This window comes from Tabrizicola thermarum, assembly GCF_003574395.1.
In the GTDB taxonomy this organism is placed as follows: domain Bacteria; phylum Pseudomonadota; class Alphaproteobacteria; order Rhodobacterales; family Rhodobacteraceae; genus Tabrizicola; species Tabrizicola thermarum.
On the sequence record NZ_QMJY01000075.1, the window covers coordinates 48512 to 63890 of the forward strand.

At 68.1% G+C, this 15379-nt stretch carries 15 protein-coding genes, 1 tRNA gene and 1 riboswitch; of the genes, 4 read left to right on the top strand and 12 right to left on the bottom strand.

The annotated features are described in order from the left end of the window. Positions 1-5 precede the first annotated feature (5 nt). The 6 genes from D5084_RS11245 to D5084_RS11270 all read right to left on the bottom strand — a co-directional run bounded on the left by D5084_RS11245 (position 6) and on the right by D5084_RS11270 (position 3006). Positions 6-851: an arsenate reductase/protein-tyrosine-phosphatase family protein gene (locus D5084_RS11245; RefSeq protein WP_128515587.1), complete on the bottom strand. Its 846-nt coding sequence runs from the start codon at positions 849-851 to the stop codon at positions 6-8. Between the two features lie 115 nt (positions 852-966). Continuing rightward, positions 967-1042, bottom strand: a tRNA-Ala gene (locus D5084_RS11250). Between the two features lie 74 nt (positions 1043-1116). After that, the gene (gene trxC, locus D5084_RS11255) at positions 1117-1560 is read right to left on the bottom strand and encodes a thioredoxin TrxC (protein WP_128515588.1); all 444 of its coding nucleotides are present in this window, start codon (positions 1558-1560) and stop codon (positions 1117-1119) included. 61 nt (positions 1561-1621) lie between these two features. Further along, positions 1622-1939 carry a DUF3775 domain-containing protein gene (locus D5084_RS11260; RefSeq protein ID WP_128515589.1) on the bottom strand — a complete coding sequence of 106 codons (318 nt, stop codon included), beginning with the start codon at positions 1937-1939 and terminating at the stop codon, positions 1622-1624. 60 nt (positions 1940-1999) lie between these two features. Next, a complete protein-coding gene (locus tag D5084_RS11265; protein WP_128515590.1) occupies positions 2000-2323 on the bottom strand; it encodes an AzlD domain-containing protein in 324 nt (107 codons plus the stop codon). Then, positions 2320-3006, bottom strand: coding sequence for an AzlC family ABC transporter permease (locus D5084_RS11270; protein WP_128515591.1), 687 nt, complete (start codon positions 3004-3006; stop codon positions 2320-2322). Before D5084_RS11270 ends, D5084_RS11265 begins: the two co-directional genes overlap by 4 nt. A 137-nt stretch (positions 3007-3143) precedes the next feature. Between D5084_RS11270 and D5084_RS11275 the strand changes: the two genes are divergently transcribed. Further along, entirely contained in the window at positions 3144-3800 is a 657-nt protein-coding gene (locus D5084_RS11275; protein WP_128515592.1) for a hypothetical protein, read from the top strand. Between the two features lie 82 nt (positions 3801-3882). Here the strand turns inward: D5084_RS11275 and gcvP are convergent, their stop codons facing one another. From gcvP to gltX, 6 genes are all read right to left on the bottom strand, one after another. Then, positions 3883-6750, bottom strand: coding sequence for an aminomethyl-transferring glycine dehydrogenase (gene gcvP, locus D5084_RS11280; RefSeq protein ID WP_128515593.1), 2868 nt, complete (start codon positions 6748-6750; stop codon positions 3883-3885). Positions 6751-6853: 103 nt separating this feature from the next. Further along, a complete protein-coding gene (gcvH, locus tag D5084_RS11285; RefSeq protein WP_128515594.1) occupies positions 6854-7213 on the bottom strand; it encodes a glycine cleavage system protein GcvH in 360 nt (119 codons plus the stop codon). Positions 7214-7221: 8 nt separating this feature from the next. Next, entirely contained in the window at positions 7222-8343 is a 1122-nt protein-coding gene (gcvT, locus tag D5084_RS11290) for a glycine cleavage system aminomethyltransferase GcvT (protein ID WP_128515595.1), read from the bottom strand. A 152-nt stretch (positions 8344-8495) separates the two neighbouring features. Continuing rightward, a riboswitch (glycine riboswitch) is annotated at positions 8496-8596 on the bottom strand. 79 nt (positions 8597-8675) lie between these two features. Beyond that, positions 8676-9554, bottom strand: a complete 879-nt coding sequence (locus tag D5084_RS11295; RefSeq protein WP_128515596.1) for a Hint domain-containing protein — start codon at positions 9552-9554, stop codon at positions 8676-8678. Between the two features lie 79 nt (positions 9555-9633). Continuing rightward, complete coding sequence (locus D5084_RS11300) at positions 9634-11046, bottom strand: MATE family efflux transporter (RefSeq protein WP_238382614.1); 1413 nt, start codon at positions 11044-11046, stop codon at positions 9634-9636. Between the two features lie 143 nt (positions 11047-11189). Then, the gene (gene gltX, locus D5084_RS11305) at positions 11190-12515 is read right to left on the bottom strand and encodes a glutamate--tRNA ligase (RefSeq protein WP_128515597.1); all 1326 of its coding nucleotides are present in this window, start codon (positions 12513-12515) and stop codon (positions 11190-11192) included. A 104-nt stretch (positions 12516-12619) separates the two neighbouring features. Between gltX and D5084_RS11310 the strand changes: the two genes are divergently transcribed. From D5084_RS11310 to D5084_RS11320, 3 genes are all read left to right on the top strand, one after another. Beyond that, the gene (locus D5084_RS11310; protein ID WP_128515598.1) at positions 12620-13030 is read left to right on the top strand and encodes a metallopeptidase family protein; all 411 of its coding nucleotides are present in this window, start codon (positions 12620-12622) and stop codon (positions 13028-13030) included. A gap of 120 nt (positions 13031-13150) precedes the next feature. Next, a complete protein-coding gene (locus tag D5084_RS11315) occupies positions 13151-14080 on the top strand; it encodes an MBL fold metallo-hydrolase (RefSeq protein ID WP_128515599.1) in 930 nt (309 codons plus the stop codon). A gap of 132 nt (positions 14081-14212) precedes the next feature. Continuing rightward, complete coding sequence (locus D5084_RS11320) at positions 14213-15169, top strand: 1-phosphofructokinase family hexose kinase (protein ID WP_128515600.1); 957 nt, start codon at positions 14213-14215, stop codon at positions 15167-15169. Positions 15170-15379: the final 210 nt, after the last annotated feature.

The following is a 15379-nucleotide window of genomic DNA, read 5'->3' on the forward strand; positions in this document are numbered from 1 at the left end:
GCAGGTCAGGCCTTTTCCTGCGCGTCGGTGCCGATCCTGTCCACCCGGCTTTGCAGCGACATCCGGCTCAGGCTTTCGAACGGCAGCTCCACGAAGGCCGCGATGCGCCGGCGCAGCGCCGCGTAGGTCTGGGCGAAGACCAGCGCCTTTTCGGCATCGGTGCCGGTGGCCTTCACCGGGTCGGGCAGGCCCCAGTGGCCGGTGATCGGCTGGCCCGGCCAGGGCGGGCATTCCTCGGCCGCCGCCGTGTCGCAGACGGTGAAGACGAAATCCATCACGATCGAATCCGGCTGCTGGAATTCGGAGATATGCTTCGATCGCAGGCCGGAGATGTCGTGCCCGTTGCGGCGCAGCACCTCAAGTGCGAAGGGGTTCAGCTCGGAACTGGGCCGGGTCCCGGCCGAGAAGGCCTGGAACCTGCCCTTGCCCAGATCGCGCAACAGGGCCTCGGCAAAGATCGACCGGGCCGAGTTGCCCGAGCAGATGAAAAGCACGTCGAAATCGGTATCGCGGGGGGGCATCGGTCGGTCCTTCCATGCAGGGATGAGGGGGGCCATCAGGTCCGGGCGGGCGCGGCCCAGGTCAAGCGCGAGATAGCCGATCAGCGCCTCGGTGGCGTCCAGATCGACGGCATAGAACAAGGACCGGCCCTGCCGCGCGGCCCGGATCAGGCCCGCATCCGCCAGGTCGGCCAGATAATGCGACAGGGTGTTCGCTTTCAGCCCCAGCGCCACGGCGATCTCGGTCGGTCGCACGCCCTGCGGCGCAAAGCGCATCAAGAGCCTGAACACGGCCAACCGACCGGGATGGCCAAGCGTCGCGAAGGCATGTGAGGCCGCTGGACTTTCCATATTTCCCGTTTATTGGAAATATGGCGTCCGGTCCAATGAACCTTTCATGACAGCGCCCACTCGACAGCGCACGGCTACCGTGCGCCGGGCCTGGTTCGGACTGTCAGGAAAGGGATGGTGGAGCAGAGGGGGATCGAACCCCTGACCTTATCATTGCGAACGATACGCTCTCCCAACTGAGCTACTGCCCCATCCGCGACGCCGTATTCATCCGAAATCCGCAGGGGAGTCAAGCGGGGTCAGCGGGCGGCGTCAGCGGGCGGCGTCAGCGGGCGTGCTGGCGGACGAAGGCGACGATGTCGGCCGCGGGGCGCGCTCCGGCCAGACGGGCGATCTCGCGGCCGTCCCGGTAGAGGATCAGCGCGGGGATGCCCCGGATCCCGGCGCGGGCCGAGATCTGCGGATGATCCTCGGTGTTCAGCTTCATAAGCCGGGCCTCGGTCGCCAGGGTCTGGGCCGCCTTGGCGAATTCCGGCGCCATCATCCGGCAGGGCCCGCACCAGGGCGCCCAGTAGTCGATCAGGACAGGCAGGCTGTCGCCGCGCGTCACCTTGTCATGGGTGGCGGCGTCAAGTTCGGCGACCTTGCCATCCAGAAGAACGCTGCCGCAGACCCCGCATTTCGGGGCGTCGGACAGCCGGGACGCGGGGACGCGGTTGGTCTGGCCGCAGGCGGCGCAGGTCAGTTTCAGGGCATCGGTAACGGGCATCTGGCACCTCACATATCGTTTGCTTTGAAGATGTGAAGTCGTGGCCGGTTTCGCAAGGGTGTCAGAGAAAATCCTCTTCCTCGCCCGCCACGTCGATCCCCAGCGCGTCCAGACCGGCCTCGAGGTTCTCGGCCAGATGCGGCATCCCCATCAGGTAATCGGCCGTGGGCGTCGTCGCTTCGGCTGTGGCGGTGGCGACGGCCTCGCCGAAATCCTCGGGCTCGAAGGCGCCGCGACCGACCCAGGCGACAGCGGTCAGCTGCGCCTTCTCGTCGTCGTTCAGGGCATCGATGAAGGCATGCAGTTCCGCCGAACCGACATCGGCTTCCCGCGCCAGATAGATCACATGCACGACTTTCCGGGGGCTGATTTCCAGCATGGCGGGCCTTCCTTCCTGCACGCATCGTCGCCCATGCCGCGCACCGGCGCAAGCCTTCCGTCAGCCCGTCAGCCAGACCGCCAGCCCGTGCACCAGCGCCCCCGCCAGCGTTGCCCCCACCACCGAGCGCCGGGCGGCATAGACCCCCAGCACCGCCAGCGTCCCCGCGATCACCGGCAGCAGAGCGCGAAGGTCCGGGGTCAGCGCGGGCAGGATCGCCGCGACGAACAGCGTGGCGATGGCGGCGGGGCCGGTGGCCGACAGGAACCGCTCCAGCCAGCCGCCCGGGGCCATCCGGTCGCTGCGGGTGATGACCGGCAGGGCCCGGAAGACCCAGTTCGCGGCCCCGGCCAGCAGGGCGACGGTCAGAAGGTCCCCGTTCATCGCCGCGCCATCCCGGCCAGCGCCCCGGCCAGCATCCCCAGCAGGATGCCGCTCGTCGCGCTGATCGCCAGTGTCGCGGCCACGGTCACCAGCCCCGCCACCGCGATGACCGGCACCTGCCTGCGGCCGAGGATCGACAAGAGCAGCGCCAGAAACAGCGCGGGCAGCATGAAGCCAAGCCCCGCACTGACGGCAGGCCAGGCCTCCAGCGCGCCGCCCCCCGCCAGCGCCCCGGCGACGGTGCCCAGAACCCAGGCCGCATAGGCGCCCAGGCCCAGGCCGAACATGTAGCCTTCCGAAAACCGCTGCCCCCGCGCCAGCGACCCCAGCGCCTGGCCGAAGACCTCATCCGTCAGGCCCCAGGCCCAGGCCCAGGCGTGGCGGGTGCTGGCCTTGTCCCCCGCCTCACGCATCAGGGCCGGGCCGTATAGGACATGCCGCAGGTTCATCGCGATCAGCGTGAAGGCCGAGATCAGGACCGGCGCACCCGAGGACAGAAGCGCCAGCGCCAGGAACTGCGACGCCCCGGCGTAGATGATCAGCGACAGGGCGAAGGCTTCGGTCGCGCTGAACCCGGCGCGGGTGGCGGCGACACCGAAGGAAAAGGCGATGGGCAGATAGCCCAGCACGATCGGCAGGCTGGCGGTCAGTCCGTCAAGAAACGGGGGGCGGGGCGGAGTCATCGTCCGGCAGGGCTAGCGCGGGCGCGGGACATGGTCAATGTCGGGGTCAATCTCGGGCCGCCATTGCGGAAACCCTGACTTGCGTCGATGCCAAGGCCCCGGCATCCTGCCCGCAAAACCCCATTTCAGGACCAGACATGCGCCTTTCCCGTGTTGCCGCAGCCCTCGTCGTCACCAGCCTGTCCCCGGTCATGGCGCAGGTGGCGGAAATCCCCGGCTCTCGGTTCGAGGCCGGAAACTGGGTCGGCGGCGCCTATGCCGACAATGCCGGGGCGTTTTCCTATTGCTATACCACCGTCAGCTACATGGACGGCCGGATCCTGTGGCTGGGGCTTTATCCGAACGACACCCTGTCGATTCTCATGTCGCAACCGGACGTGAAGTTCACTCCGGGCGACAAGTTCGAGCTTTGGGTGATGATGGAAACCGGCCTGCCTGCCATCGGCAACGGCGAGGCCTGGGACGCGGATTACGCCGGGATCACCTATACCGGGATCGCGCCCACGGTCGATTTCCTGAACAGCGGGCGCTACCTGCGGATGCTGGGCATGGGGATCGACGAAGGGTTCGACGTCGACGGCATCGGCCCGGCGCTGGTGCAGGCGCAGGATTGCGTTGCGCGGCACAGCGGCGCGGGCGGAGGCAAGGTGCTCGACTCGGCCCCGGGGACGAAGTCGCCGCCCAAGGTGCCCGACCTGACGCGGCCCAAGACCAGCGGCATCGGCGCGGGCGGCGGGCTTGGCACCCGTCCGGGCGGGGCGCTCGGGACCCCTGCGCCGAAGCCCCAGCCCTGAAAATGCGGCCCCCGGGGCGAACCGGGGGCCGCATTTCCTTAGCAGGAAATCTGTCAGGATCCTTGCCTGAGGATTTCGGCTCCTACTCCGCCGCTTCGGCATAAGCCTCGACCGGCGGGCAGGTGCAGACAAGGTTCCGGTCGCCATAGACATTGTCCACCCGGCCGACCGGAGGCCAGTACTTGTCCACCCGGAACGAGCCCGGCGGGAAGCAGCCCGTCTCGCGGCTGTATTTCCGGTCCCAGTCGCCGACCAGCGCCGCCACCGTGTGCGGGGCGTGGCGCAAGGGGCTGTCCTCGGCCGCGATCTCGCCCCGTTCCACCGCCCGGATCTCCTCGCGGATCGACAGAAGCGCGGTGATGAAGCGGTCGATCTCGGCCTTGGTCTCGGATTCCGTCGGCTCCACCATCAGCGTCCCCGCCACCGGCCAGCTCATCGTCGGCGCGTGGAACCCGTTGTCGATCAGGCGCTTGGCGATGTCGTCCACCGTGACGCCATGGTCGGCGAAGGGCCGGGTGTCCAGGATGCACTCATGCGCCACGCGCCCCTTGTTGCCCATGAACAGGATCGGATAGTGCCCCGAAAGCCGCGCCGCGATGTAGTTGGCGTTCAGGATCGCCACCCGAGTCGCCTGCGTGAGGCCAGGGCCCCCCATCATCAGGCAATAGGCCCAGGAGATGAGAAGGATCGACGCCGACCCGTAAGGCGCCGCCGAAACCGTCCCCTGATCGGTGCTTTTCAGCCCGCCGCCTTCGGGGTTGTCCGTCTCGGGGTGCCCCGGAAGATAGGGGGCCAGATGCGCCTTCACGCCGATCGGCCCCATGCCGGGACCGCCGCCGCCATGCGGGATGGCAAAGGTCTTGTGCAGGTTCAGGTGGCTGACATCCCCGCCGATCTCGCCCGGCTTCACGAGGCCCACCAGCGCGTTCATGTTCGCCCCGTCGATATAGACCTGCCCGCCATGGTCATGGGTGATCCGGCAGATCTCGCGCACCGTCTCCTCGAACACGCCATGCGTCGAGGGATAGGTGATCATGCAGGCCGCAAGCCTGTCGCCCGCCGCCTCGGCCTTCGCCCGGAAGTCCTCGACATCCACATCGCCGTTCGCCGAGGCCTTGACCACCACGACCTCCATCCCCGCCATCTGCGCCGAGGCCGGGTTGGTGCCATGCGCCGAGGTCGGGATCAGGCAGACCTTGCGCTGATGGTCCCCGCGCGCGCGGTGATAGGCGAGGATGGTCAAGAGCCCCGCATATTCCCCCTGCGCGCCGCTGTTGGGCTGCATCGACATCGCGTCATAGCCGGTGATCTCGCACAGCTTGGCCGACAGGTCGCTGATCGCCTCCATGTAGCCCGCCGCCTGATCGCGCGGGGCAAAGGGATGCAGGCTGCCGAACTCCGGCCAGGTGATCGGCATCATCTCGGCCGCCGCGTTCAGCTTCATCGTGCAGGACCCCAAGGGGATCATCGCCCGGTCCAGCGCCAGGTCGCGGTCGGACAGGCGGCGCATGTAGCGCATCATCTCGGATTCCGCCCGGTTCATGTGAAAGACCGGATGGGTCAGGTAATCGGTCGTCCGCAGCATCTCTTCGGGGAAGCCCAGCGTCGCGCGGTGCGGCGGAACGCCCTCGATGCCGAAGGCCCGCAGGACCTTGATGAGCACACGTTCGTCCGTCGTCTCGTCCAGGCTGATGCCCACGCGGTTGTTGCCGATCTTGCGGAAGTTCAGGCCCTCGTTCCGCGCTGCGGCCAGGATGCCGGCCTGGCCCACGCCCACCTCGACCGTGATCGTGTCGAAGAAGGCGCGCGGCGCAACCACCGCCCCCGCCGCCTTCAGGGCCCGCGCCAGCCGCTGGGTCAGGAAATGCACCCGTTCGGCGATCGCGCGCAGGCCCTTCGGGCCGTGGAACACGGCATACATGGACGCCATGACGGCCAGCAGCGCCTGCGCCGTGCAGACGTTACTGGTGGCCTTCTCGCGCCGGATATGCTGCTCGCGGGTCTGAAGCGACAGCCGATAGGCCTTGTTCCCCTGCGCGTCGATGCTGACACCCACGATCCGCCCCGGCATCTGCCGCTTGTAGGCATCCTTCACCGCCATGAAGGCCGCATGCGGGCCGCCATAGCCCATCGGCACCCCGAACCTCTGCGCCGAACCCACCGCGATATCCGCCCCCATCGCGCCGGGTTCCTTCAACAGGCACAGCGCCAGGAGGTCCGTCGCCATGATCGCGATCGCCCCCGCCGCATGCAGACTGGCAATCCGCTGGGTGAAGTCGATCACATGGCCGTAGCTGGACGGATACTGGAAGATCGCGCCGAACACCTGCGACGGGTCCAGCTTGCGCACGTCATCCTCGATGATCTCGATGCCCAGAGGCAGCGCGCGGGTCTTGATGACGGCAATGGTCTGGGGATGGCAGAACCGGTCCACGAAGAAGGCCCGCGCCTTCGACTTCGCCACGCGTTCGGCCATGGTCATCGCTTCGGCCGCCGCCGTCGCCTCGTCCAGAAGGCTTGCGTTCGCCACGTCCAGCCCCGTCAGGTCGCAGACCATGGTCTGGAAATTCAGCAGCGCCTCCAGCCGCCCCTGCGCGATCTCGGGCTGATAGGGCGTGTAGGCCGTGTACCAGGCCGGGTTCTCCAGGATGTTGCGCTGGATCGCCGGGGGCGTCACTGTGCCGTAGTAACCCTGCCCGATCAGGCTGGTCATCACCCGGTTCTTCGCCGCCACATCCTTCATCTTCGCCAAGAGCTCATGCTCGGCCAGGGGCGCCCAGCTCAGCGGCTGCGACTGGCGGATCGAGGGCGGCACGGTCTGGTCGATCAGCTCGTCCAGGGTCCGCACGCCGACGGCGGCCAGCATCTCCTCCATCTCCACCGGAGAGGGGCCGATGTGGCGGCGGTTGGCGAAGTCGTAGGGGTTGTAGTCGGTGGGCGTGAAGGTCATGGCGCATACCTTTGGCACGGGGCGGACAAATCCCTTCCAGGGGATTTGCAATTTTCTTCGAAGAAAATTGCCCGGAATTTTCGAAAATTCCGGGCGCGAGGGATCAGCCGATCAGCTCCTGATATTCGTCCTCGTCCATGAAATCGTCGAGCACGCTCAGGTCATCGACGCGCATCTTGAAGAACCAGGCGGCCCCGGTCGGGTCCTCGTTCACCAGGCCGGGGTTGTCCACCAGCTTGGTGTTCACCGCGACGATCTCGCCGTCGACGGGCGCCAGGATGTCCGAGGCCGCCTTCACGCTTTCGATCACGCAGACCTCGTCGCCCTCGGTCACCATGGTCTCGGTCTCGGGCAGTTCCACGAAGACCACGTCGCCCAACTGGGTCGCGGCGTGTTCGGTGATGCCGACGACCACGAGGTCCCCCTCGACGCGCAGCCATTCGTGTTCCTTGGTGTATTTCATGATCGTCCTCAGCGCTTGTAGGTTGTCGGTTGGAAGGGCATCGCGGTCACTGTAACGGGCAGACGCTTGCCGCGCACCTCTCCCATCAGTTGCGTGCCGATGCTAGCATGGGCGCGGGCAACGTAACCCATGGAAATCGGTGCGTTGACCGAAGGCCCGAACCCGCCCGAGGTCACCTGTCCGACCGGCGTCCCGTCCGGGGCGAAAAGCTCCACCCCCTCGCGCATCGGCGCTCGACCCTCGGGGCGCAGGCCCACGCGCAGCCGCTCCGGCCCCTCGGCCAGTTCGCGCAGGATCCGCGCGGCACCGGGAAAGCCGCCCGCGCGCGCGCCACCCGCCCGGCGGGCCTTCTGGATCGCCCAGGTCAGGTTCGCCTCGACCGGGCTGGTGGTGGTGTCGATGTCATGGCCGTAAAGGCACAGCCCCGCCTCAAGCCGCAGGCTGTCGCGCGCGCCCAGCCCGATCGGCGCCACGCCGGGCTGCGCCAGCAGACGCCGCGCAAAGCCTTCCGCCTCTGCCTCGGGGACCGAGACCTCGAACCCGTCCTCGCCGGTATAGCCCGACCGGCTGACCCAGATGTCGCCGAAAATGCGATGATCCATGAACCGCAGCGCGGCGACCCCCGGCACCAGGGCCTCCAGCGCCGCCTCGGCCCCCGGCCCCTGCAGCGCCAGCAGCGCACGGTCGGTCACGGGCTCGACAGCTGCCCCCGGCATCCCCGCCACCATATGCGCGATGTCCGCCGCCTTGCAGGCCGCGTTCACCACCACATACAGATGATCGCCCCGGCTGGTGAACATCAGGTCATCCTGGATCCCGCCCGCGTCGTTGGTGAACAACCCATAGCGCTGCCGACCCTCGGCCAGGCCCAGCACATCCACCGGCATCAGCGCCTCGAAGGCACGCTTCAGGTCCTCCATCGACCCCTTGGGCCGCAGGATCACCTGCCCCATGTGGCTGACGTCGAACAGCCCCGCCGCCGCCCGCGTGTGCAGATGTTCCTTCAGCACGCCATCGGGGTATTGCACCGGCATCCGGTAGCCCGCGAAGGGCACCATCTTGCCACCCAGTTCTTCATGCAGGGGCTCCAGCCCCAGGCGCAGAAGTTCCGGCTCCTCCAGATCGGCCATCGCCGCCTCCATCCCTGGCCGGAAAACGCACCGGCACCGTCAGGCGGACCAATCCCCGCCCCTCGATGCCCCCTCTGTCCCTGCACGTCGCGTGCGCCTGAGATCGTTATCCCTTCGGCGTCCCGGATTGTCCGGGAACTCTCCAGAGTCTGTCGTCAGAAACGGTCCTTGCGCCTGAGAGTTTACCGGGGCGGTTGCTCCTTCGGCACCTTTGGGCCTGTGCGGGCCCGCCGGATTCTCCCGAACCTGACGCGGATTGCCTAGCGCAAAGCCACCCTCCCGGGCAAGAGAAATCCGGGATACGACGGTATGCCGCACAGGACACGCGGCGGTCACGACCCAAGCAGGACCCGCGTCTCATGGTGCCGCAGCGTCATCCTTGCGGCGGCGTGGACGCCCGGAACGGCAAGCTCGTGGCAGGGGCGCGAGAGCCCGTTCCGCGGCGGGTCGCGCAGGCCGTCCGGCCCGGGTTCGTCGGGCTGGCAGCTTTCAGACCACAGGCCATGAGTCTGCACGATCTGGTGGCGGTCGAACATCACCTGCACATGGGTCAAAGGCAACGGAAGCTGCCGCGCCCTGCCTTGGCCGACCAGCTGGAGCGCGGGCACCAGAACCTCCTCGGCGCCGAACAGCAGCTCGCAGATCGCGCCCGCGAACAGCACCCGATGCTGCGGCGAGACCCTCACCGCCCTGTCGGGCAGGCCCGGCCCCAGGGCATCGGCGGCGATCTCGACCGGTTGCAGGCCGGGGTCTGCCGTCAGGTCGGCCAGGCAGAGCCGCCGTCGTCCCACCCGCCGCACGGGCTGCGGGCCGTCGTCCAGCGTCAGGACCAGGTCGCCCGGGCGCAGACCGTCCACCGGGCGCGGCCCTGCGGGCGTCTCGATCAGGGTTCCGCAGGCGAACCAGGGGCCGCCCTGGGCGGTCTTGCGGAACTCCGTCGCGCCAGGACCGGTGCCGTTCTCGTCACGACAGACCCCCGTACCGCCGGTCCCGGTGTTCGACGTGGATCGCCAGATGAGGCCAGAGCCCCGCGCACGGGCCTCGTCGGTCCAATGGCCCGGCAGCGGCCCGTCGCCCGGGATCCGGCCATCACCCGCCCCGGCCATCGCGATGCCCCTGCCACCGCCGGCGGTGGCCCCCTCGCGCCCGAAGGTGCCGGGGCTGACTGTGCCCCATCCCGCTTCGGGCGCGGTGCTGCTGGTGTTCGCCATATGGGCCTCCCGACTTTCGACGGGACAGGAATAGCAGCAGAGGGTTCACAAGAACCTAACGCGAACAAACCTGCGGGACTCAGGCTCGACGCTCTCCGGGGCTTGCGACCGGCTCGGTCTCGGGCGCAGCCTCGGGGACCGGGCGCCCCTGCGGTCGCGGCAGAACCGGAGCCCGGATCGCCATCAGCGCCAGCCAGACGGCGGCAAGGCCGAAGATCACACCGCCCACGGCCTGCCCGACCAGCACGCCCTGCGCGCCCCAGATGCTGCCGAACCAGATCGCCAGCGGGATCGTCCCCACGGTATGGCGGCCCCAGTTCACCACCGTGGACCAGAAGGGTCGCCCCAGGTTGTTGCAGACCGCGTTGCCGACAAAGATCATCCCGTTGAAGAACCACAAAAGCGCCAGCGGCCCGCAGAACAGATAGACCAGGTCCCGCGTCAGGCCTTCGGCCCTGAACGCATCGGCAATCGGCGCTCGCAGCGCGAACAGCAACGCCGAAACCAGCAGGATCACCAGCCCGGTGAAGATCAGCCCGTCGAACAGCGTGCGACGCACCCGGTCCATCCGGCCCGCCCCGAAGTTCTGCCCGATGATCGGCCCGATGGCGCCGGACAGGGCAAAGATCACCCCGAAGGCGACCGGCGTCAGGCGACCGGCAATCGCCATCCCGGCCACCGCCGCCTCGCCATAGGCAGAGGTCGCCCGCGTGACGAAGGCCTGCCCCACGGGCGTGGCCACCTGCGTCAGGATCGCGGGCACCGCAATGGCCCAGACCGGCCCCATGTCGGCCACCACCTGCCCGACCGTGGGCCGGTCGAAGCCGCCATGCTTCGCCGTGATCGGCCGCAGCGCCATGACCGCGATCACCACCCGAGCGGCCACACTGGCCAGCGCCGCCCCGGTCAGTTCCCAGCCCAGACCGAAGATCAGGATCGGATCCAGCACCGCCGTCGCCACCGCGCCCCAGACGGTGGCCATCATCGCCGACCGCGCATCGCCATGGCTGCGCAGGATCGCCCCGCCGACCATGCCGACCATCAACAGCGGTTGCGAGGGCACGACGATCTGCAGGAAATGCACCGCCAGCGCCGCCGTCTCTCCGGTCGCGCCCAGAAGTCCGACCAGCGGCCAGAGGAATGCCCAGACCACGGCCGCAAAGATCGCCCCGAACACAAGGCTCAGGACCAGACCCGTGGTCGCCTTCTCGCGCGCCAGCACCGGGTCGCGCCCGCCCAGGGCCTGGGCCACCAGCGCGCCGACGGCAATCGACATCCCGATGCCGAAACTCGTCGTGAAGAACAGGATCGCGCCCGCATAGCCGATGGCCGCCGCCAGTTCCTCGCGCCCCAGCAGCGCGATGTAGACCATGTTTATCAGGTCGACGACAAAGACCGCCATCAGCCCCACAGAAGAGGTCAGCGCCATCACCGACACATGCCGGAAAAGGTTCCCCTCGACGAATTTCGCCTGCGCGCCCGGTCCGGCCATGCTTCTCTCCTGACCCGACCGAAAAGCCTGGGTCGCGGCTTTCATCTGTCCACAAATATCCTCGGGGTAGCACATTGGTTTCGCCATTGGTTCAAGAAACCGATGTGCTGGGGGGCAGACAGCCCCCGGGGCCGACCAAGGGCTCAGACGCTGGGCACCTTGCGCAAAAGCGGCATCACGTCGGCCATCTCCGGCCCCGCATCGCGGCCCGTCAGCGCGCGGCGCAGCGGGCGGAACAGGTCCTTGCCCTTGCGGCCCGTCGCCTGCTTCACCGCTGCCGTCCACTCGCCCCAGGTGGCCTTCGTCCAGGGCTTCGGCGGCAGCATCGCCAGGGCCTGCCGCACGAAGTCGCGGTCGGCCTCGTCCACCACCGGCTCGGCACCGTCGCGGAACAGGGCCCACCAGTCCTTCAGATCGTCCAGAATGGTGATGTTGCCCTTGGCGACCGCCCAGAAGGCCTCGGCCTCATCCTCCGGCACGCCCAGCGCCAGCACCCGGTCCCGCACCGCCGAGAACGGCAGCGACTGGACATGGTGGCGCGTCAGCGGGAACAGGTCCTCGGCATCGAACTTGGTCGGTGCGGCCCCGAAGGACCCCACATCGAACCCCGCCACCAGCTCCTCCATCGACGAGGCGAGCTCCACCGGCCTGGACGACCCCAGCCGCGCCATCAGCGACAGCAGAGCCATCGGCTCCACCCCCCGCGCGCGCAGGTCGCGCAGGCTGAGAACGCCAAGCCGCTTGGACAGTTCCTCGCCCTGCGGCCCGGTCAAGAGGCTGTGGTGCGCAAAGGTCGGGGGCGTTCCGCCCAAGGCCTTCATGATCTGGATCTGCGTCGCGGTGTTCGTCACATGGTCCGCGCCCCGGACAATGTGAGTGACCCCCATGTCCACGTCATCCACGCTGGACGCAAAGGTGTACAGCACCTGCCCGTCCGCCTTGATGAGAACCGGGTCCGACACCGAGGCCGCATCGATCGACACCTTGCCGATGATCCCGTCCTGCCACTCGATCCGCTCCTGATCCAGCTTGAAGCGCCAGTAGCCCTGCCGCCCCTCGGCCCGATAGGCCGCCTTCTGGTCCTCGGTCAGCGCCAGCGCCGCGCGGTCATAGACCGGCGGCTTGCCCATGTTCAGCTGCTTCTTCCGCTTCAGGTCCAGCTCGACCGGGGTCTCGAAACACTCGTAGAACCGCCCCGCCGCCTTCAGCTGTTCCGCCGCCTCGGCATAGCGCGCCAGGCGCTTCGACTGCTGCTCGACCCGGTCATAGGTGATCCCCAGCCAGGCCAGGTCCTCCTTCAGCCCGTCGATGTATTCCTGCTTCGACCGCTCCTGGTCGGTGTCGTCCAGCCGCAGGATGAAGGTCCCGCCGTTCTGGCGCGCGATCAGGTAGTTCATCAGCGCGGTGCGCAGGTTGCCCACATGGATCCAGCCGGTGGGCGAGGGGGCAAAGCGGGTGGTGACAGTCATCAGGGGGCTCCTTCGGAACGTCTTTCCCTGTCACAAGCCCCCGCATTTGTCCAGTTGCCGCCGGTCCCCTTCCGAAGCGCCCGTCGCGCTCCTATCTTGCCAGCATGACCGATCCATCGCCCGACAGCATCGCCCCCTCGCTCGCCCTGATCGAACAGCTGGCGCATGAGGCCGTCTCCACCCTTCCGGCCGAATTTCGCGAGCCCGCCACCCGGATCCGCATCCGGGTCGAGGACTTCCCCGACGACCAGATGCTGGAAGACCTCGGCGTCGACGATGCCTTCGACCTGACCGGCCTTTACGACGGCATTCCCCTGACCGAGAAATCCACCGCCGACCAGATGACCCGCCCCGATGTGGTCTGGCTCTTTCGCCGTCCGATCCTGGACGAATGGGCCGAACGCGGCGATGTCTCGTTGCAGGACCTCGTGACCCATGTCGTGGTGCACGAGATCGCCCATCACTTCGGCTGGTCCGACGACCAGATCGCCGCCATCGACCGCTGGTGGGAATGATCCGGTTCCCGGCCATCCTGCACAGCCGCTGTGCAGGTCGGCAGGGTGCATGACGCGCCCGTGACCGGACGATCCGCGCCCCTGTCCTATCCTTCCCGCATCCAGAAGAAGGAGGACAAGATGACCGGACTTTCCCGCCGCCAGGCCCTGTTCGCCGCAGCCGCCCTGCCCCTCGCCGCCGCGCTTGCCCGGCCTGCCCTGGCCCGCGCCGAGATGCAGGGCGCAGGCTTTGCTCCGTTCCACCGCTTCAAACTCGGCAGCTTCGAGGTGACGACCCTGCTGGCCGGAACCCGTGCCGGCGACAAGCCGCAGGAAACCTTCGGCACCAATGCCAGCCCCGAGGAGTTTGCCGCCCTCTCGACCGCGAACTTCATCCCGGCGGACAAGACGCAGAACTTCTTCACTCCGACCGTGGTCAACACCGGCGCCGAACTGGTGCTGTTCGACACCGGGCTTGCCGCCGAGGCGACCCTTGCCGCGATGACCGCCGCCGGGTTCACCCCGGATCAGGTCGATGTCGTGGTGCTGACCCACATGCACGGCGACCACATCGGCGGGCTGATGGGCGCGGACGGGGTGACGCCCACCTTCGCCAATGCCCGCTATGTGACCGGCTCTGCCGAACACAACCACTGGGCCGGGGCCGCCAACGAAGGCTTCGACAGGAACGTCAAACCGTTGAACGAGAAGATCACCTTCATCGACAACAACGGCAGCGTCGCCTCGGGCATCACCGGACTGGACGCCTTCGGGCACACGCCGGGGCACATGGTCTACATGGTGGAATCCGGCGGGCAGCGGTTGATGATCACCGCCGACACCGCCAACCACTATGTCTGGTCGCTGCAAAGGCCGGACTGGGAGGTCCGCTTCGACGCCGACAAACCCGCCGCCGCCGCCACCCGCAAACGGGTCTTCGGCATGATCGCCGCCGACCGCATCCCCTTCATCGGCTATCACATGCCCTTCCCCGGCGTGGGCTATGTCGAGGCGTCGGGCGAGGGCTTCCGCTATGTCCCGGCCAGCTACCAGCTGATGCTGAACGGCTGACCCCAGGGCCCAAAATCCTTCGAAGGATTTTGCAAAAGTTTTCGAAAACTTTTGCCCCCGGCCTGACCCGTCGGGGGCAGTTCCATTTCCGCTCGAAGGGTCTATGATAGCGGTAACACGAACAGGTGCCGCATGACCCAAGCCCCGATCCTGACCCTCACGCTCAACCCCGCGCTCGACATGGCGACCGAGGTGCACGAGCTGATCCCCGGCCAAAAGCTGCGCTGCACCGAACCGCTGCTCGACCCCGGCGGGGGCGGCCTCAACGTCTCTCGCGCGATCAAGTCGCTTGGCGGCGACAGCCTCGCCCTCGTCGCCATCGGCGGGCTGACCGGCGACCGTCTCGCGGGCCTGATCCGGCAAGAGGGCGTGACCTTCCTCTCCATCCTCGGCCCCGGCGAAACCCGCCAGTCGCTGACGGTGAACGAGGTGACGACCGGCAAGCAATACCGCTTCATGCTCCCCGGCCCCGTCTGGGGCGAGGCGGAACGCGCCCGCGTCTTCACCCTCCTGCGCGCCACCGCCCGGCCCGGCGGGTTCTCGGTCATCTCCGGCAGCCAGCCCCCCGGCGTGCCGGTCGATTTCCCCGCGCAGCTGGCCGCCTCGATGCCCGAAACCCGCGTCGTGCTCGACACCTCCGGCGCGACCCTGACCGAGGCGGTCCGTCACCCGATCCCGGGGCTGGAGGTCCTGCGGATGGACGGCCCCGAGGGCGAGGACCTGGCCGGTCGCCCGCTGCCGCGACTGGAGGACACCGCCGCCTTCGCGCAGGAACTGGTGCAACGCGGCGTGGCCAGAACGGTCATCATCGCCCGCGGCGCCGAAGGCAACGTGCTGGCCGACGCCAACCAGAAGCTCTTCGCCAAGGCCGCCAAGGTCCGCGTCAAATCCACCGTCGGCGCCGGCGACAGCTTCGTCGCCGCCTTCGTCCTGTCGCTGGCCCGCGGCCAGTCCAATGCCGAGGCCCTCGCCCTCGGCTCCGCCGCCGCCTCCGCCGCCGTGACGACGGATGCAACGCAGCTTTGCCGCCCCGAGGACGTGATGCGGCTTCTGCGGGAATGCACGGTCAGCGAGGTCCAGGGGGGTTAGCCCACCCGGCGGCACAAGCGCCCTGAACCCCGGCAAAGACCGCCGCGTGACGGCACGGCCCGGCTCACCCCTGTCATCCCCGCGAAGGCGGGGACCCGGTTCCCGGCGCGCTCCCAAATCCTTAAAATCCCTTCACCTCTAGAATGGAGCGCAACAGTTGAGGTTGGGATGGGGTTTGGGATGGATCGGCGGGGGTTGCATCTGGATGGT